This is a genomic window from Pseudomonas sp. SLBN-26, assembly GCF_006715895.1.
GTDB lineage: Bacteria > Pseudomonadota > Gammaproteobacteria > Pseudomonadales > Pseudomonadaceae > Metapseudomonas > Metapseudomonas otitidis.
Genome location: NZ_VFOB01000001.1, coordinates 4,732,052 through 4,748,380, shown reverse-complemented (window position 1 = coordinate 4,748,380; position 16,329 = coordinate 4,732,052). Strand labels below are relative to the sequence as shown.

Sequence of the window (16,329 nt, the reverse complement as noted above, 5' to 3'; positions counted from 1 at the left end):
GAGCTGTGGGGCTCCGGCCCATTCCTGGGCACTGGCACGCAAATTGCTCCCTTGTGAGGCAGGTCGCCCTGGCGGACTATCCCGCCCCGGCTTCACCTTTATTGGGGGTCGCATGAATGCCGCCCTCATCCACCTGGAGGACAACATGTCGAAGTCGCTTCAACTGATTAAAGAACACGACGTGAAGTGGATTGATCTGCGCTTCACCGACACCAAAGGCAAGCAGCAGCACGTGACCATGCCGGCCCGTGACGCCGACGACGATTTCTTCGAACACGGCAAGATGTTCGACGGTTCGTCCATCGCCGGCTGGAAAGGTATCGAAGCCTCCGACATGATCCTGCTGCCGGATGACAGCACCGCCGTCCTGGACCCCTTCACCGAAGAGCCGACCCTGATCCTGGTCTGCGACATCATCGAGCCGAGCACCATGCAAGGCTACGACCGCGACCCGCGCGCCATCGCCCGTCGCGCCGAGGAATACCTGAAGTCCACCGGTATCGGTGACACCGTATTCGTCGGTCCGGAGCCCGAGTTCTTCATCTTCGACGAAGTGAAGTTCAAGTCCGACATCTCCGGCTCCATGTTCAAGATCTTCTCCGAACAGGCCTCCTGGAACACCGACGCCGACATCGAAGGCGGCAACAAGGGCCACCGTCCGGGCGTGAAGGGCGGCTACTTCCCGGTACCGCCGGTCGACCACGACCACGAAATCCGTACCGCCATGTGCAACGCCCTGGAAGAAATGGGCCTGGTGGTCGAAGTTCACCACCACGAAGTGGCCACCGCCGGCCAGAACGAGATCGGTGTGAAGTTCAACACCCTCGTTGCCAAGGCTGACGAAGTCCAGACCCTGAAGTACTGCGTGCACAACGTCGCCGACGCCTACGGCAAGACCGTGACCTTCATGCCGAAGCCCCTGTACGGCGACAACGGCTCGGGCATGCACGTTCACATGTCCATCTCCAAGGATGGCAAGAACACCTTCGCTGGCGAAGGCTATGCCGGCCTGTCCGATACCGCCCTGTACTTCATCGGCGGCATCATCAAGCACGGCAAGGCGCTGAACGGCTTCACCAACCCGTCCACCAACTCCTACAAGCGTCTGGTGCCCGGCTTCGAAGCCCCGGTCATGCTGGCCTACTCCGCCCGCAACCGTTCCGCCTCGATCCGCATCCCGTACGTCAACAGCCCGAAAGCCCGCCGCATCGAAGCGCGCTTCCCGGACCCGGCTGCCAACCCCTACCTGTGCTTCGCAGCCCTGCTGATGGCCGGCCTGGACGGCATCCAGAACAAGATCCACCCCGGCGATGCCGCCGACAAGAACCTGTACGACCTGCCGCCGGAAGAGGCGAAAGAGATCCCGCAGGTCTGCGGCAGCCTGAAGGAAGCCTTGGAAGAGCTGGACAAGGGCCGTGCCTTCCTGACCAAGGGCGGCGTGTTCTCCGACGACTTCATCGATGCCTACATCGAGCTGAAGAGCGAAGAAGAGATCAAGGTGCGCACCTTCGTGCACCCGCTGGAATACGACCTGTACTACAGCGTCTGATCCAGTCGCCTGCCCAGGCAGAGTGCCGCACCAGCGGCACGTTTCGAGAGGCCTCCTTCGGGAGGCCTTTTTTCATCCCCGCAACCCCGTTCCCGGCCCGGGTTTTCGGCGACACCGCACAGCACCGGCAGCCCGAACTTGCCAGCACCGCCCACCGGTGCAAGGCTTAGCGCCATTCCCATCCGGAGAGACCGGCCATGCGCCCCATGCTCGCCTGCCTGCTGCTGACGCTCGCCCTGCCCGCCAGCGCGCAGATCTACAAGTACACCGACGCCAACGGCCATACCGTGTTCACCAACCAGCCGCCGGAAGGGGGCAAGGTGGAAACGGTCGACCTGCCGCCGACCAACACCGTCGAGGCCCAGAAACCCGTTGCCCCGCCGCCGGCCGAACCCGAGAAGAAGGTCAGCGCCGCCTACGAGCAATTGAGCCTGGTGTTGCCCAACGACGAAGCCCTGCGCGCCAACAACGGCTCGTTCACCCTCGATGTGCGCATCAAACCGCGCCTGCAGCCCGGCCACAGTCTGCGCCTGGTGATGGATGGCAAACCTTATGGCAGCCCCGCCAATGTCCCGCGCCTGCAGGTCACCAACGCCAGCCGTGGCGAGCACAGCGTGTCCGTCCAGGTGATGGAGGGCGAGAAGGTAGTGCAGCAGAGCGACACCCAGACCTTCACCCTGCAGCGGGTCGACCTCAAAAGCCCGGCCCTGCGCCCGCAACCCACGCCGAGAACCTAGCCCGCCCCATGCGCACGCTCCTGTTCTGCCTGCTTCTCGCCAGCCTGCCCGCCGTCGCCCAGGTCTACACCTACATCGACGAGGAGGGAAACCGCGTCTTCACCGACCAGCCCAAGCCCGGCAATGCCAAACGCATCGAACTGGCCCCCTCCAACGCCATGACCCCGCAGCGCGGTGCGCCACTGGTGGCGCCGCCCGCCCCCATCCCACGGGAGCAGGGCTACCAGGTGCTGCGCATCCTGATCCCCGAGCCTGATGCCACCGTCACCGGCGACGGCGGCCTGATCGTCACCGCCACCAGCGATCCGGTACTGCGCGACGGCCACAACTACCGCCTGGTGCTCGACGGCAACGTCCAGGGCGAGCCCGGCCGCAGCCCGGTCTTCCCCCTCAGCAACCTGGAGCGGGGCACCCACCAGCTGGCGGTGGAGATCATCGACACGCAGGGCCGCGTGGTGGAGCGCACCCCCAACCAGCCGGTGCACGTGAAACGCGTATCCCTCGACCAGAAACGCCGCGTGAACCCCTGCAAGAAAGCCGACTGGGGCGTGCGCCCCGAATGCCCGCTGAAGGACAAGCCGAAAGAGCCGGACAAGGGCATCATCGGCATCCTGCCGTTCCTCTGATCGCACCTCGCACCATTTCGGTGCGAGCAGGCGCACCACTTTCTATACTCTCCCCATTTTGGTTCGCCCGCTGCGCCCCGGCATGCGCCGTCGCGTGGCCGGGCACCGCTGTGGGCGGCATTCCGCGCGTCTTTTCAGGGCTTGGTTTGCTTCTTGCATTTTCCCGCGCATCGCCGAGATGACCGACCCATGACCATCAACGACGCCCTGCATCGACTGCTGCTCGACAACCTGACCACCGCGGTGATCCTGCTCAATGCCGACCTGCGCCTTGAGTACATGAACCCGGCGGCGGAAATGCTCCTGGCCGTCAGCGGCCAGCGCAGCCACGGCCAGTTCATCAGCGAGCTGTTCACCGAATCCCCCGAGGCCCTGGCGTCCCTGCGCCAGGCCGTGGAACAGGCCCACCCCTTCACCAAGCGCGAGGCCATGCTGACCTCGCTCTCCGGGCAGACCATCACGGTGGACTACGCGGTGACGCCCATCCTCAACAAGGGCGCCACCCTGTTGCTGCTGGAAGTACACCCCCGCGACCGCCTGCTGCGCATCACCAAGGAAGAGGCCCAACTCTCCAAGCAGGAAACCACCAAGCTGCTGGTGCGCGGCCTCGCCCACGAGATCAAGAACCCCCTGGGCGGCATCCGTGGCGCTGCCCAGTTGCTGGCCCGGGAGCTGCCCGAGGAAAGCCTGAAGGACTACACCAACGTCATCATCGAAGAGGCCGACCGCCTGCGGAACCTGGTGGACCGCATGCTCGGCTCCAACAAGCTGCCGCAGCTGGCCATGACCAACGTCCACGAGGTGCTGGAGCGCGTCTGCAGCCTGGTGGAGGCCGAGAGCCAGGGCGGCGTCAACCTGGTGCGCGACTACGACCCGAGCATCCCGGACGTGTTCATCGACAAGGAACAGATGATCCAGGCCGTGCTCAATATCGTGCGCAACGCCATGCAGGCCCTGTCCGGCCAGAACGACCTGCGCCTGGGCCGCATCACCCTGCGCACCCGCACCCTGCGCCAGTTCACCATCGGTCACACCCGCCATCGCCTGGTGGCCAAGGTGGAGATCATCGACAACGGCCCGGGCATCCCCCCCGAGCTGCAGGACACCATCTTCTACCCCATGGTCAGCGGGCGCCCGGACGGCACCGGCCTCGGCCTGGCCATCGCCCAGAACATCATCAGCCAGCACCAGGGCCTGATCGAGTGTGAGAGCCACCCCGGCCACACCGTCTTCTCGCTCTTCCTGCCGCTGGAACAAGGAGCCGCATCCTCATGACCCGAAGTGAAACCGTCTGGATCGTCGACGACGACCGCTCCATCCGCTGGGTGCTGGAAAAGGCCCTGCAGCAGGAAGGCATGACCACCCAGAGCTTCGACAGCGCCGACAGCGTGCTCAGCCGCCTGACCCGGCAGCAGCCGGACGTGATCATCTCCGACATCCGCATGCCCGGAGCCAGCGGCCTGGACCTGCTGGCGCGCATCCGTGAGATGTACCCGCGCCTGCCGGTGATCATCATGACCGCCCATTCCGACCTGGACAGCGCAGTCGCCTCCTACCAGGGCGGCGCCTTCGAGTACCTGCCCAAGCCGTTCGACGTCGACGAGGCCGTTTCCCTGGTCAAGCGCGCCTTCCAGCACGCCCAGGAACAGCAGAACCTGGTGGCCCCGGCCAACCAGCCGCGCACCCCGGAAATCATCGGCGAAGCGCCGGCGATGCAGGAGGTGTTCCGTGCCATCGGCCGCCTCAGCCACTCCAACATCACCGTGCTGATCAACGGCGAATCCGGCACCGGCAAGGAGCTGGTGGCCCATGCGCTGCACCGCCACAGCCCGCGCGCCGCCTCGCCCTTCATCGCCCTGAACATGGCGGCGATCCCCAAGGACCTGATGGAGTCCGAGCTGTTCGGCCATGAGAAAGGCGCCTTCACCGGCGCGGCCAACCAGCGCCGTGGCCGCTTCGAGCAGGCCGACGGCGGCACCCTGTTCCTCGACGAGATCGGCGACATGCCCGCCGACACCCAGACCCGCCTGCTGCGGGTGCTGGCCGATGGCGAGTTCTACCGCGTGGGCGGCCACACCCCGGTGAAGGTGGACGTGCGCATCATCGCCGCCACCCACCAGAACCTGGAAAACCTGGTGCAGGCTGGCAAGTTCCGCGAGGACCTGTTCCACCGCCTCAACGTCATCCGCATCCACATTCCCCGGCTGTCCGACCGCCGCGAGGACATCCCCGCCCTGGCCCGCCACTTCCTCGCCCGCGCGGCGCAGGAACTGGCCGTGGAGCCCAAGCTGCTCAAGCCGGAGACCGAGGAATACCTGAAGAACCTGCCCTGGCCGGGCAACGTGCGCCAGCTGGAGAACACCTGCCGCTGGATCACCGTGATGGCCTCGGGCCGCGAAGTGCATGTCGACGACCTGCCGCCGGAACTGCTCACCCAGCCCCAGGACGCGGCGCCAGTCACCAACTGGGAGCAGGCCCTGCGCCAATGGGCCGACCAGGCCCTGGGCCGTGGCCAGTCCAGCCTGCTGGACACCGCCGTACCCGCCTTCGAGCGGATCATGATCGAGACCGCCCTGAAGCACACCGCCGGCCGCCGCCGCGACGCTGCCGTGCTGCTGGGCTGGGGGCGCAACACCCTCACCCGCAAGATCAAGGAGCTGGGCATGAAAGTGGACGGTGCCGACGAGGACGACGGCGACGACGCCTGACCCCTCCCCGCCCTCCAAGGCCGCCTGCGGGCGGCCTTTTCATTGGCAATCGCTCTGCAGCAGGCCTTTCAACGCATCAGCCGCCTGCCCCGCACCTGTGCAACCGTTCGATCAGATGCCCCAGCCCTGTGCCGAAGCGCGGGCTCAGCGTCTGCCTGTCAGAGCCCCTTCACCCCCTCCGCGAAGGCACTGCCTGTAAAGCTGCAGGCCGCGTATCCACTGGCTTGCAGCGTTATCCACAGCCGACAGAACCACGCCGGAACACAACTTGGCACAGCCTCTGCATTGGTCCTGGTACGTACAGTTTCAGGGGCCCTTGGTACAGGCAGGCCGAGAAGCCCCCTCTTTATATGCACCACCCGCTGCCCGGTCCCGCGTCGAGCCCCGCTCCGCGACCGAACAGCGGCAAACCCTTTCGGGGGCCCAGGTACAGGCAGGCCGGGGATTCCCCTTTCTTACAACCGCTCGCCGCCGTCGCCCCAGGCACGGCAACGGGCAAGACCCTTTCGGGGACCTTGGTACAGGCAGGCCGGGGAATCCCCCTTCTTACAGCCGCTCGCAGCCGCCGCCCCAGGCGCGGCAACGGGCAAACCCTTTCGGGGACCTTGGTACAGGCAGGCCGGGGAATCCCCTTTCTTGTAGCGCTCCAGCCACGCACCGTGGCGAGCAGCCTTCAGGGGCTTCGGGTACAGGCAGGCCCGGAGCCCTTTTCTTTTCACTACCCTTCGTGCAGGTCGATGGACAGGCGCCACTGGCCGTCCACCCAAGCCCCCTGCCACTCGCCCTTCAACGGGCGCATGGCCACGAAGTGCAGCACCGCCCCGGCGGGCGTCATCTGCAATCGCCAGTTCACCGGTCGCCCCGCCATCTGCAGGCGCCCCTGGGCCGACTGGGCGCGCGCTTCGAAGACGAAGGCCAGTGCGCCGTCACGGTGCTCGGCGGTCTGGCGCGGCGTGCGGTTGAACCACAGCACCAGGCCACCCTCGGCCACCTCGATACGCTCCAGGCGGGTGGGCTCGGGTTCGGTGAGGCGGCCGATCATCATTCCCAGCAGCAGGCCGAAGATCGCCAGCGAGCCGATGAAGCGCGGCAACAGACGCCTACGCTCGTCCTTTTCGGCGCTAGAATGCCGCCCTGTTTCGGGCTCGGGGCCACGCATGTTCCACGTCATCCTCTTTCAACCGGAAATCCCGCCAAACACGGGCAACATTATCAGGCTGTGTGCCAACTCGGGCTGCGACCTGCACCTGATCGAGCCCCTGGGCTTCGAGCTGGACGACAAGCGCCTACGCCGTGCCGGGCTGGACTACCACGAGTACGCCACCCTGCGGCGTCATCCCGACCTGGACAGCTGCCTGGCCAGCCTCGGCCAACCCCGGGTGTTCGCCTTCACCACCAAGGGCAGCCGGCTGTTCCACGATGTCGCCTTCGAGAAGGGCGACGCGTTTCTCTTCGGCCCGGAGAGCCGCGGCCTGCCGGACGACGTGCGCAACGCACTGCCCGAATCCCAGCGCCTGCGCCTGCCGATGCGCCCGGGCTGCCGCAGCCTGAACCTCTCCAACAGCGTCGCCGTGGCGGTCTACGAGGCCTGGCGCCAGCACGGCTTCTGCCTGGACTGACCCCGGGCCGGTCGCCGCCAACAAAAAAGCGCCCCGAAGGGCGCTTTTTCATGGAGCCGGAACGGCTCAGGCCTGGGCTTCGCCACCCTGGATACGCGCCATTTCCTGGGCGTACAGGGCATCGAAGTTCACCGGGGAGAGCATCAGCGCCGGGAAGGAGCCGCGCACCACCAGGCTGTCCAGGGTTTCGCGAGCATAGGGGAACAGGATGTTCGGGCAGAAGGCGCCCAGGGTGTGGCTCATGGACGCCGCATCCAGGCCCTTGATCAGGAAGATGCCGGCCTGCTGCACTTCAGCGATGAAGGCGGTTTCCTCGCCGTTCTTCACGGTCACGGACAGGGTCAGCACGACTTCGTAGAAGTCGCCGTCCAGGTTCTTCTGGCGGGTGTTCAGGTCCAGCGCGACGCTGGGGGACCACTCCTGGCGGAAGATCTCGGGGCTCTTGGGGGCCTCGAAGGACAGGTCACGCACGTAGATGCGCTGCAGGGAGAATTGCGGTGCGGCTTCCTGGGAAGCGCCGTTTGCTTGTTCAGTCATTTGGCAGAACCTTCTTGTTCGTCCGTTACCGGAGGGTCAAGCCTCGAGCAGGGCATCCAGCTTCCCGGCCCGCTCCAGGGCATAGAGGTCGTCACAGCCGCCCACATGGGTCGGGCCGATCCAGATCTGGGGCACCGAGGTGCGGCCCGCCTTGCGGGTCATCTCGGCGCGTACATCGGGCTTCCCGTCCACCTTGATCTCTTCGTACTGGACGCCCTTGCTCTGCAGCAGCTGCTTGGCTCGCATGCAGTAGGGGCACCAGTCGCTGGAATAGATGACGACGTTCGGCATTTCACTTCACCAGGGGCAGGTTTTCGCCGCGCCAGCTGCCGATACCGCCGGACAGCTTGAGCGCATTGAAACCGGCCTTCTTCAGGTCACGGCAAACGGTGCCAGCGTGCTGGCCCATGGCATCGACCACGATGATGGCCTTGTCCTTGTGCTTTTCCAGCTCGGCCATGCGGGCGGCGAGCTTCTCGAAGGGGATGTTCAGGGAGTCGACGATGTGGCCGGTGCCGAAGTCCTTCACCGAGCGCACGTCCAGCACCAGGCCCTGGCCGGCGTTGACCAGCGCGGTCAGCTCGCGGGTGCTCACCGCACGACCGCTGCGGCGCAGTTCATGGGCGATCAGCAGCACCAGCAGGACGACGAAGATAGCGCTCAGCACATAGTGGTTAGTGGCAAATTCAATCAGGTGGGCAAGCATCGACGGGTCCCGGGGCGGTAAAATGCCGGCCAGTATACACAGCGCCACAGGTCCACCAAACCCCGGCCAGCGGTGACGTACAAGGAACTTGTACGTAAAATGCCGCTCCCTTTTTGCTCACGCCCCCTTGCGAGTCGGACGCCATGACAGCCACGCCCAAACCCCTGGTCCTGATCATCCTGGACGGCTTCGGTCACAGTGACAGCCCGGACTACAACGCCATCCACGCCGCCCGCACCCCGGTCTATGACCACCTGCGCGCGACCCAGCCCAACGGGCTGATCTCCGGCTCCGGCATGGACGTGGGCCTGCCCGACGGGCAGATGGGCAACTCCGAGGTGGGCCACATGAACCTCGGCGCCGGCCGCGTGGTTTACCAGGACTTCACCCGCGTCACCAAGGCCATCCGCGACGGCGAGTTCTTCGCCAACCCGGTGATCGTCGACGCCGTGGACAAGGCCGTCGCCGCCGGCAAGGCCGTGCACTTCATGGGCCTGCTCTCCGATGGCGGCGTGCACAGCCACCAGGACCACCTGGTCGCCATGGCCGAACTGGCCGCCCAGCGCGGCGCCGAGAAGATCTACCTGCACGCCTTCCTCGACGGCCGCGACACCCCGCCCAGAAGCGCCCAGCCCTCCATCGAACTGCTCGACGCCGCCTTTGCCCGCCTCGGCAAGGGCCGCATCGCCAGCCTGATCGGCCGCTACTACGCCATGGACCGCGACAACCGCTGGGACCGCGTCGAAGCCGCCTACAACCTGATCACCGAAGGCCGTGGCGAGTTCACCGCCGCCACCGCCGCCGAAGGCCTGGCCGCCGCCTATGAGCGCGGCGAGAGCGACGAGTTCGTCAAGGCCACCACCATCGGCGCGCCGGTGCGGGTGGAAGACGGCGATGCCGTGGTGTTCATGAACTTCCGCGCCGACCGCGCCCGCGAACTGTCCCGCGCTTTCGTCGAGCCCGGCTTCAAGGAATTCGCCCGTGCCCGCGAAATCGCTCTGGCCGGCTACGTGATGCTGACCCAGTACGCCGCCAGCATCCCCGCCCCCAGCGCGTTCAAGCCCGAATCCCTGAACAACGTGCTCGGCGAATACCTGGCCAACAACGGCAAGACCCAGCTGCGCATCGCCGAGACCGAGAAGTACGCCCACGTCACCTTCTTCTTCTCCGGCGGCCGCGAAGAGCCCTTCGCCGGCGAAGAGCGCATCCTCATCCCCTCGCCGAAGGTCGCCACCTATGACCTGCAGCCGGAGATGAGCGCCCCCGAGGTCACCGACCGCATCGTCGACGCCATCGAGCACCTGCGCTACGACGTGATCATCGTCAACTACGCCAACGGCGACATGGTCGGCCACACCGGCGTGTTCGAGGCGGCGGTCAAGGCCGTCGAGTGCCTGGACACCTGCCTGGGCCGCATCACCGCCGCCCTCGACAAGGTCGGCGGCGAAGCGCTGATCACCGCCGACCACGGCAACGTCGAGCAGATGGAAGACGAAGCCACCGGCCAGGCCCACACCGCACACACCTGCGAGCCCGTGCCCTTCATCTATTACGGCAAGCGCCCCGCCCGCATCCGCGAAGGCGGCGTCCTCGCCGATGTGGCCCCCACCGTGCTGACCCTGATGGGCCTGCCGGTGCCGCCCGAGATGACCGGCACCCCGATCGTCGAGCTGAAATGACCCCAGGGCCGACCGCCGGCCCCTCGGATTGGTCCGAATGCCCCGGTGCGCAGGCCCCGGGGCGTTTTTTTTACAGAGCGTGACGGGCATACTAGGCCGGTCCTCCCGCCTGGTGACGCACCCCTCATGTTCCGCGCCTTCACGTTCCTCCTCTGCGCCTGCCTCCTGGCACCGGCCTTCGCCGACGAACGCGCCCAGACCCAGCAGCAGCTGGACCAGGCCGCCAAGGACGTCGCCGAGCTGAAGAAGCTGCTCAAGCAGCTGCAGGAGGAGAAATCCGGCGTCCAGGCCGACCTGAAGAAGACCGAGTCCGACATGGGCCAGCTGGAGAAGCAGGTCAAGGACCTCCAGCAGGAGCTGGACAAGGGCGAAGGCGAGGTGAAGCGCCTGGATCAGGAGAAAAAAAAACTCCAGGGCGCGCGCGCTGAACAGCAGCGGCTGATCGGCATCCAGGCCCGCGCCGCCTACCAGAGCGGCCAGCAGGAATACCTCAAGCTGCTGCTCAACCAGCAGAACCCCGAGAAGTTCGCCCGCACCCTCACCTACTACGACTACCTCAGCCAGGCGCGCATGGAGCAGTTGGCCACCTTCAACGAGACCCTGCGCCAGCTGGCCAACGTCGAACGCGACATCGCCACCCAGCAGGCCGCCCTCGTCGAGCAGAAAAGCGCCCTGGACGGCCGCCGCGAGCAGCTCGCTGCCCTGCGCAAGGAGCGCCAGCTGGCCCTGGCCAAGCTCAACCGCGACGTCAGCGACCGCGACCGCAAGCTCAAGGCCCGCGAGCAGGAACAGGCCGAGCTCGGCCGCGTGCTCAAGACCATCGAGGAAACCCTGGCCCGCCAGGCCCGCGAAGCCGAGGAAGCGCGCAAGCGCGAACTGGCCGAGCGCCAGCGCCAGGAAGAAGCCCTCAAACGCACCCCCGGCACCCCGCCGCGCACCGTCGAAGGCCCGCTGGTCTCCAGCGCCGGCACCTCCTACGGCGGCCCGTTCTCCAGCGCCCGGGGCAAGCTGCCCTGGCCGGTGAATGGTCGCCTGGTGGCGAGATTTGGAACTCCGCGCGGCGAAGACGAACGAACCAAGTGGGACGGTGTGCTCATCGGAGCCTCCGCCGGCAGCCAGGTGCGCGCCATCCATGGCGGGCGCGTGGTGTTCGCCGACTGGTTGCGCGGCGCCGGGCTGCTGGTCATCCTCGACCACGGCAACGGCTACCTGAGCCTGTATGGCCACAACCAGAGCCTGTTGAAGAACGCCGGCGACGTCGTCAAAGCCGGTGAGTCCATCGCCACCGTCGGCACCACCGGCGGCCAGGACACACCCGCGCTGTATTTCGCCATCCGCCAGCAGGGGCGCCCCAGCGACCCCGCGCAGTGGTGCCGAGCGCAAGGATAAGCGCCACCCAATCCCGTAGGAGTTGATACGCATGCCGCATCTGTCCCGCCTTACCCCCCTGGCCATGGCCCTGGCGCTGCTCGTGGGCTCGCCGCTCATCCACGCCGCCCAGGAGTCCAAAGCCGCCGCGCCCGCTGCAGCCGCACCGGCCCCGGCCCCCGGCAAGGCGCCCCTGCCCCTCGACGAGCTGCGCACCTTCGCCGAGGTGCTCGACCGCATCAAATCGGCCTACGTCGAGCCGGTGGACGACAAGACCCTGCTGGAGAACGCCATCAAGGGCATGCTCAGCAACCTCGACCCGCACTCCGCCTACCTAGAGCCCGAGGCGTTCCAGGAGCTGCAGGAGAGCACCAGCGGTGAATTCGGCGGCCTGGGCATCGAAGTGGGCACCGAGGACGGCTTCATCAAGGTCGTCTCGCCCATCGACGACACCCCCGCCTCCAAGGCCGGCATCCAGCCGGGCGACCTGATCGTCAAGATCGACGGCCAGCCCACCAAGGGCCTGTCGATGATGGAAGCGGTCGACAAGATGCGCGGCAAGGCCGGCAGCCCCATCGTCCTGACCCTCGTGCGCGAGGGCGGCCAGCCCTTCGACGTCGAGCTCAAGCGCGCGGTGATCAAGGTCAAGAGCGTCAAGAGCCAGCTGCTGGACAAGAACTACGGCTACATCCGCATCACCCAGTTCCAGGTCAACACCGGCGAGGAAGTGGGCAAGGCCCTGGCCAAGCTGCGCAAGGACAACGGCGACAAGAAGCTCGCCGGCCTCGTGCTGGACCTGCGCAACAACCCCGGCGGCGTGCTCCAGGCTGCGGTGGAAGTGGCCGACCACTTCCTCACCAAGGGCCTGATCGTCTACACCAAGGGCCGCATCGCCAACTCCGAGCTGCGCTTCTCCGCCGACCCGGCCGACGCCAGCGAAGGCGTACCGCTGGTGGTGCTGATCAACGGCGGCAGTGCCTCGGCGGCCGAGATCGTCGCCGGCGCCCTGCAGGACCAGAAGCGTGGCGTGCTGATGGGCACCGACAGCTTCGGCAAGGGCTCGGTGCAGACCGTGCTGCCGCTGAACAACGACCGCGCCCTGAAGCTCACCACCGCGCTCTACTTCACCCCCAACGGCCGCTCCATCCAGGCCCAGGGCATCGTCCCGGACATCGAGGTCAGCCGCGCCAAGGTGACCCGCGAGCAGGACACCGAGAACTTCAAGGAAGCGGACCTGGCCGGCCACCTGGGCAACGGCAACGGCGGCGCCGACCGTCCCAGCTCCAGCAAGGGCAAGGCTGCCGCCGCGCGTCCGCAGGACGACGACTTCCAGCTGAACCAGGCCCTCAACCTGCTCAAAGGGCTCAACGTCACCCGCGGAGAGTAGGGTGCGTCGCCGCGCCTGGCTGCTCGCGCTGCTGTTCGGCGCGCTGGTGGCCGAGGCCCGCGAGCCGTTGCCACCCCTGCCCCGGCTGCCCCTGGCGGCGCCGGAGCAGGCGCCGGTGGCCCAGCCGGAGCCGATCCGGCCGGGCCCGCTGGTCCTCAACCCGCGGGCTCCCGCTGTCGGTGCCTCACCGGCACCCGCCCACGCACCTGTTCCTGTTCCTGTTCCCGCGCCTACACAACCCACGCCAACTCCGGCCAAACCCTCGGCCAAGCCCGCTGCACCGGCCAGTCACGCGCGACCCCGCCTGGCGCTGATCATCGACGACCTGGGGCAGACCCCTGAGCGCGACCGCCGCGTCCTCGCCCTGCCGGCCACCGTCGCCCTGGCGATCATCCCCGATACTCCTCACGCCACCGACCTGGCCCGGCGCGCCCACGACGCCCGCCGCACGGTGATGCTGCACCTGCCGATGGACCCCGCCGGCGGTCCCTTCGCCTGGCACCCCGGCCTGCCCGAGGCCGAGCTGGCCCGGCGGCTGGACGCAGCCTTCGCCGCCGTGCCCTACAGCCAGGGCGTGAACAACCACATGGGCAGCCGCATGACCGCCCAGCCCGAGGCCATGGCCTGGCTGATGAAGCGCCTGCAGGCCGACCACCGCTTCTTCGTCGACAGCCGCACCAGCGCCGCCACCGTCGCCGCCGCCGAAGCGCAGAAGGTCGGGCTGGCCAGCCTCTCCCGGGATGTGTTCCTCGATGACGACCAGCACCCCGAGGCCATCGCCCGGCAGTTCGAGGCCGCCCTCAGCCTGGCGCGCAAGCAGGGCACTGCCGTGATGATCGGTCATCCTCACCCGGCCACCCTCGCCCTGCTCGAACGCGAGCTGCCGCGCCTGGCCGCCCGCGGCTTCGAGCTGGTGAGCGTGCCGCAGATGATCGCCCTGCGCAGCAACCGCGCCATGGCCGCCCACGGCAAGGGCGGCCAGTACCGCTAGCACCGCGCCAGCCTGGGCAAGCGCGCGCCAGGGCTATAGGCTGGCCGCCCGCCCTGAACGGAAGCCCGCCATGCCCCTCCGCCGTGACCACTTCGTACCGCTCGCCGCCGTGGCCCTTGCCGCCGTGGTGCCCCTCGGCTTCATCTGGATCATCACCAGCGCCAAGCTGGAACTGGGTGGCGCCAGCCCCGACGAGGCCGTGGTCGGCAGCGTCGAACGCATCGAGCAGCGCGCCATGGAGCAGTACTGCACCGGCGTCGTGGCCACGCCACGCAATACCTGGCTGGTGGGACGCATGGAAGGCGACCGCTCCGAGGACGAAGCAGTAGGCCAGGACCTCAGCCAACTGATCCGTGGCGAGAAGAAGCCCGACGACGGCGACGAACCGAGCACCTTCACCCCGTTCTTCGGCGGCCTGTCCCGTGAAGCACAGACCACCTACCTGTCGCGGCTGGATGAGCAGGGCCGCTTCGTCCAGGTCGCCCGCCTGGACGAGACCGCCTGCCTGGTGGCCAATGCCGACGGCAGCAGCCTGTTCCTGCTGACCGGCGTGGATCGCCCCGGCAAGGACCCGCTGGAGGGCCTGCAGCAGACCGTGGTGCTGCGCAGCGATGACCAGGGCGCCAGTTGGCAGGTGCTGCCGGACGGCTTCTTCCCCGAGGCCGATAACCTGGCCTGGTCCCTCAAGCCCTACTTCCACGATGCCGACCAGGTCTGGGCCTGGGCCACCCTGCCGCAGAGCGCCACACCCAGCGCGGCGTACGACTACGAGCCCGACACCGTCGCCGACAACCGTGCCGGCCTCTACTACTCCCCCGATCGCGGGCACACCCGCCAGGCCCTGGCCGCTTCGGAGAACCTGCTGGTGGGCCTGGACGAGATCCGCAAACGCGCGCCCGCCGACGCCGAGTGGGGCGACAGCGCCGGGACCTTCGGCACCATCACCCCGCACGTCTGGCAGTACGACGACGACCACGCGGCGCTGTGGATCGGGCAGTCCTTCCTCTACGGCAAGCCCGGCGGGCGCTACCTCGACACCCCGCTGTTCGTCACCACCCGCGCGGAGCTGGTCCGCGAAGGCGGGCAATGGCGCATCGGCCCGCTGCAGCGGGACACCGGCGTGCTGGTGGAAGAGCTGGTGGGCACCGGCCAGGGCCAGGTGTACGGCGTGATCAGCCGGGAGGGCGAACGCGCCACGGAGGTGGCCGAGTGGCAGCGGGACAGCGGCACCTGGCAGGTCAACGGCGCGTTGCCCACGCCCTTCTGGCCGCTCCCGGCGTCCAGCGGGCTGCGAGGGTTCCTGGCGGGTAACGGCGTGCTGCTGGCCAATACCGACAGCCGCTACGAAGTGCCCCAGTGGCTGTACCCCACGGAGGATGGCGAGTCGGCGCGTATTTCAGCGGATGCGGTGTTCTATTCCCGCGACGGCGGCCGCTCCTGGTCGCGCCTGGCCATCGCCGGCTACCTGGGCGTGCTCGGGCTGGACCGCAATCAGGACCAGGTGTTCTGGGCCAAGGGCAACTGGTACGACAGCAACGACCGGCGCATCTATCGCTACGGCCTGAAGTAAGGCGAAGCCGGCGCACCATTACGGCGCGCCGGCTGGGAGACGGGACTCAGAGGTAGTTCTTGGTCGCTTCCTCGACGAAGCCTTCGGCGCGCATCTGGTCCAGGGCCTTCTGCAGTCGCTCGATCACCTCGTCGGGGGTGTCCTTGTTGAAGGCCAGGTACAGCTCGACCTCGTTGAAGCGCAGCACGGTCTGCAGCCCGGTCACGCCTTCCTGCTTGGCCAGGTAGCGTCCCACCGGGTCGGTGGTCGCCCACAGGTCGATCTGGCCCTTCTCCAGCTTCTTCACGTTCTCCTGGTCACGCAGGGCGTTCTGCGGGCTCAGGCCCTGGGTCTCCAGGTACTGGCTGACGGCGTCGTTCTTGTAGGCACCGATGCGGTACTGCCCGGCGCTCTTGAGGTCCTTCACGCTCAGCGTGCTACCCGGCGCAGCCAGCAGCACCCAACCGCTCTTGGCCAGCGGACCGACCCACTTGAACTGCGGCTTGCGCTCTTCGGTGTAGGTGGTGGAGAACAGGCCGTAGTTGGGCTTCTCCTGGGTCAGGCGGTAGAGGCGATCCCAGGGGAAGCGCAGGGTCAGGTTGTAGGAGATGCCGGCGCGCTTGAACATCTCGCGGACGATATCGGTGCTGATGCCGTCGATGCCGTCGTCACGGGCGAAGTTCTTGTCGTCGACCGCCATGTTGAAGGGCGGGAAGTTCTCGGTGAGCAGGACCACCTTGTAGTCGGCCGGAAGCTCGGCGCGAGCCGCCAGGGAAAGGGTGATCAGGCCCAGGGCCAGAAGAGGTCTGAATAGCTTGTGCATCGTTCTACCGCTCGCGTTGGTGTTGTGATTATGGCCAGCGGCATCCCTGC

The 16,329-nt window shown here is 67.3% G+C and carries 16 protein-coding genes; 11 read left to right on the top strand and 5 right to left on the bottom strand.

The window, feature by feature from the left end; all coding sequences use genetic code 11:
- The first annotated feature begins 145 nt into the window (after positions 1-145).
- From glnA to ntrC, 5 genes are all read left to right on the top strand, one after another.
- Positions 146-1,549, top strand: a complete 1,404-nt coding sequence (gene glnA, locus FBY21_RS22015; RefSeq protein WP_044405511.1) for a glutamate--ammonia ligase — start codon at positions 146-148, stop codon at positions 1,547-1,549.
- Between the two features lie 197 nt (positions 1,550-1,746).
- Complete coding sequence (locus FBY21_RS22010; RefSeq protein ID WP_142013663.1) at positions 1,747-2,286, top strand: DUF4124 domain-containing protein; 540 nt, start codon at positions 1,747-1,749, stop codon at positions 2,284-2,286.
- 8 nt (positions 2,287-2,294) lie between these two features.
- The gene (locus tag FBY21_RS22005; protein WP_142013661.1) at positions 2,295-2,912 is read left to right on the top strand and encodes a DUF4124 domain-containing protein; all 618 of its coding nucleotides are present in this window, start codon (positions 2,295-2,297) and stop codon (positions 2,910-2,912) included.
- Positions 2,913-3,101: 189 nt separating this feature from the next.
- Positions 3,102-4,187 carry a nitrogen regulation protein NR(II) gene (gene glnL, locus FBY21_RS22000; RefSeq protein ID WP_044405420.1) on the top strand — a complete coding sequence of 362 codons (1,086 nt, stop codon included), beginning with the start codon at positions 3,102-3,104 and terminating at the stop codon, positions 4,185-4,187.
- Positions 4,184-5,620 carry a nitrogen regulation protein NR(I) gene (gene ntrC / locus FBY21_RS21995; protein WP_142013659.1) on the top strand — a complete coding sequence of 479 codons (1,437 nt, stop codon included), beginning with the start codon at positions 4,184-4,186 and terminating at the stop codon, positions 5,618-5,620. The genes glnL and ntrC overlap by 4 nt, the downstream gene beginning before the upstream one ends.
- A 718-nt stretch (positions 5,621-6,338) precedes the next feature.
- Here the strand turns inward: ntrC and FBY21_RS21990 are convergent.
- Positions 6,339-6,713 carry a hypothetical protein gene (locus tag FBY21_RS21990; RefSeq protein WP_232060772.1) on the bottom strand — a complete coding sequence of 125 codons (375 nt, stop codon included), beginning with the start codon at positions 6,711-6,713 and terminating at the stop codon, positions 6,339-6,341.
- A gap of 64 nt (positions 6,714-6,777) precedes the next feature.
- Here FBY21_RS21990 and FBY21_RS21985 point away from each other — a divergent pair, with 64 nt between their 5' ends.
- On the top strand, positions 6,778-7,239 hold the full coding sequence (locus FBY21_RS21985; RefSeq protein ID WP_142013657.1) for a tRNA (cytidine(34)-2'-O)-methyltransferase: 462 nt from the start codon (positions 6,778-6,780) through the stop codon (positions 7,237-7,239).
- Positions 7,240-7,305: 66 nt separating this feature from the next.
- Here the strand turns inward: FBY21_RS21985 and secB are convergent, their stop codons facing one another.
- Genes secB through FBY21_RS21970 form a run of 3 tightly spaced genes read right to left on the bottom strand, consistent with a single transcriptional unit; the run spans position 7,306 to position 8,482 of the window.
- Positions 7,306-7,776 (bottom strand): protein-export chaperone SecB, encoded by a 471-nt coding sequence (secB, locus tag FBY21_RS21980; RefSeq protein ID WP_044405414.1) that lies wholly within the window; start codon positions 7,774-7,776, stop codon positions 7,306-7,308.
- 36 nt (positions 7,777-7,812) lie between these two features.
- Entirely contained in the window at positions 7,813-8,067 is a 255-nt protein-coding gene (grxC, locus tag FBY21_RS21975; RefSeq protein WP_044405413.1) for a glutaredoxin 3, read from the bottom strand.
- Position 8,068: 1 nt separating this feature from the next.
- The gene (locus tag FBY21_RS21970; protein ID WP_044405412.1) at positions 8,069-8,482 is read right to left on the bottom strand and encodes a rhodanese-like domain-containing protein; all 414 of its coding nucleotides are present in this window, start codon (positions 8,480-8,482) and stop codon (positions 8,069-8,071) included.
- A 143-nt stretch (positions 8,483-8,625) separates the two neighbouring features.
- Here FBY21_RS21970 and gpmI point away from each other — a divergent pair, with 143 nt between their 5' ends.
- From gpmI to FBY21_RS21945, 5 genes are all read left to right on the top strand, one after another.
- On the top strand, positions 8,626-10,161 hold the full coding sequence (gene gpmI, locus FBY21_RS21965; RefSeq protein WP_142013655.1) for a 2,3-bisphosphoglycerate-independent phosphoglycerate mutase: 1,536 nt from the start codon (positions 8,626-8,628) through the stop codon (positions 10,159-10,161).
- Positions 10,162-10,287: 126 nt separating this feature from the next.
- Positions 10,288-11,550, top strand: coding sequence for a murein hydrolase activator EnvC family protein (locus tag FBY21_RS21960; protein WP_074973840.1), 1,263 nt, complete (start codon positions 10,288-10,290; stop codon positions 11,548-11,550).
- 31 nt (positions 11,551-11,581) lie between these two features.
- A complete protein-coding gene (locus FBY21_RS21955; protein WP_074973843.1) occupies positions 11,582-12,916 on the top strand; it encodes a S41 family peptidase in 1,335 nt (444 codons plus the stop codon).
- A 1-nt stretch (position 12,917) separates the two neighbouring features.
- The gene (locus FBY21_RS21950; protein ID WP_309296038.1) at positions 12,918-13,907 is read left to right on the top strand and encodes a divergent polysaccharide deacetylase family protein; all 990 of its coding nucleotides are present in this window, start codon (positions 12,918-12,920) and stop codon (positions 13,905-13,907) included.
- A gap of 70 nt (positions 13,908-13,977) precedes the next feature.
- Complete coding sequence (locus FBY21_RS21945; RefSeq protein ID WP_142013653.1) at positions 13,978-15,477, top strand: hypothetical protein; 1,500 nt, start codon at positions 13,978-13,980, stop codon at positions 15,475-15,477.
- Positions 15,478-15,523: 46 nt separating this feature from the next.
- Here FBY21_RS21945 and FBY21_RS21940 read toward each other — a convergent pair whose 3' ends face one another.
- Positions 15,524-16,279, bottom strand: a complete 756-nt coding sequence (locus tag FBY21_RS21940) for a substrate-binding periplasmic protein (RefSeq protein ID WP_069559958.1) — start codon at positions 16,277-16,279, stop codon at positions 15,524-15,526.
- Positions 16,280-16,329: the final 50 nt, after the last annotated feature.

Coding starts and splice junctions, on each gene's coding strand:
- FBY21_RS21970 (WP_044405412.1), bottom strand. CDS start 8,482: ATGCTTGCCCACCTGATTGAATTTGCCACTAACCACTATGTGCTGAGC.
- ntrC (WP_142013659.1), top strand. CDS start 4,184: ATGACCCGAAGTGAAACCGTCTGGATCGTCGACGACGACCGCTCCATC.
- grxC (WP_044405413.1), bottom strand. CDS start 8,067: ATGCCGAACGTCGTCATCTATTCCAGCGACTGGTGCCCCTACTGCATG.
- glnA (WP_044405511.1), top strand. CDS start 146: ATGTCGAAGTCGCTTCAACTGATTAAAGAACACGACGTGAAGTGGATT.
- FBY21_RS21940 (WP_069559958.1), bottom strand. CDS start 16,279: ATGCACAAGCTATTCAGACCTCTTCTGGCCCTGGGCCTGATCACCCTT.
- FBY21_RS21945 (WP_142013653.1), top strand. CDS start 13,978: ATGCCCCTCCGCCGTGACCACTTCGTACCGCTCGCCGCCGTGGCCCTT.
- FBY21_RS21985 (WP_142013657.1), top strand. CDS start 6,778: ATGTTCCACGTCATCCTCTTTCAACCGGAAATCCCGCCAAACACGGGC.
- FBY21_RS21955 (WP_074973843.1), top strand. CDS start 11,582: ATGCCGCATCTGTCCCGCCTTACCCCCCTGGCCATGGCCCTGGCGCTG.
- gpmI (WP_142013655.1), top strand. CDS start 8,626: ATGACAGCCACGCCCAAACCCCTGGTCCTGATCATCCTGGACGGCTTC.
- FBY21_RS22010 (WP_142013663.1), top strand. CDS start 1,747: ATGCGCCCCATGCTCGCCTGCCTGCTGCTGACGCTCGCCCTGCCCGCC.
- FBY21_RS22005 (WP_142013661.1), top strand. CDS start 2,295: ATGCGCACGCTCCTGTTCTGCCTGCTTCTCGCCAGCCTGCCCGCCGTC.
- FBY21_RS21960 (WP_074973840.1), top strand. CDS start 10,288: ATGTTCCGCGCCTTCACGTTCCTCCTCTGCGCCTGCCTCCTGGCACCG.
- glnL (WP_044405420.1), top strand. CDS start 3,102: ATGACCATCAACGACGCCCTGCATCGACTGCTGCTCGACAACCTGACC.
- secB (WP_044405414.1), bottom strand. CDS start 7,776: ATGACTGAACAAGCAAACGGCGCTTCCCAGGAAGCCGCACCGCAATTC.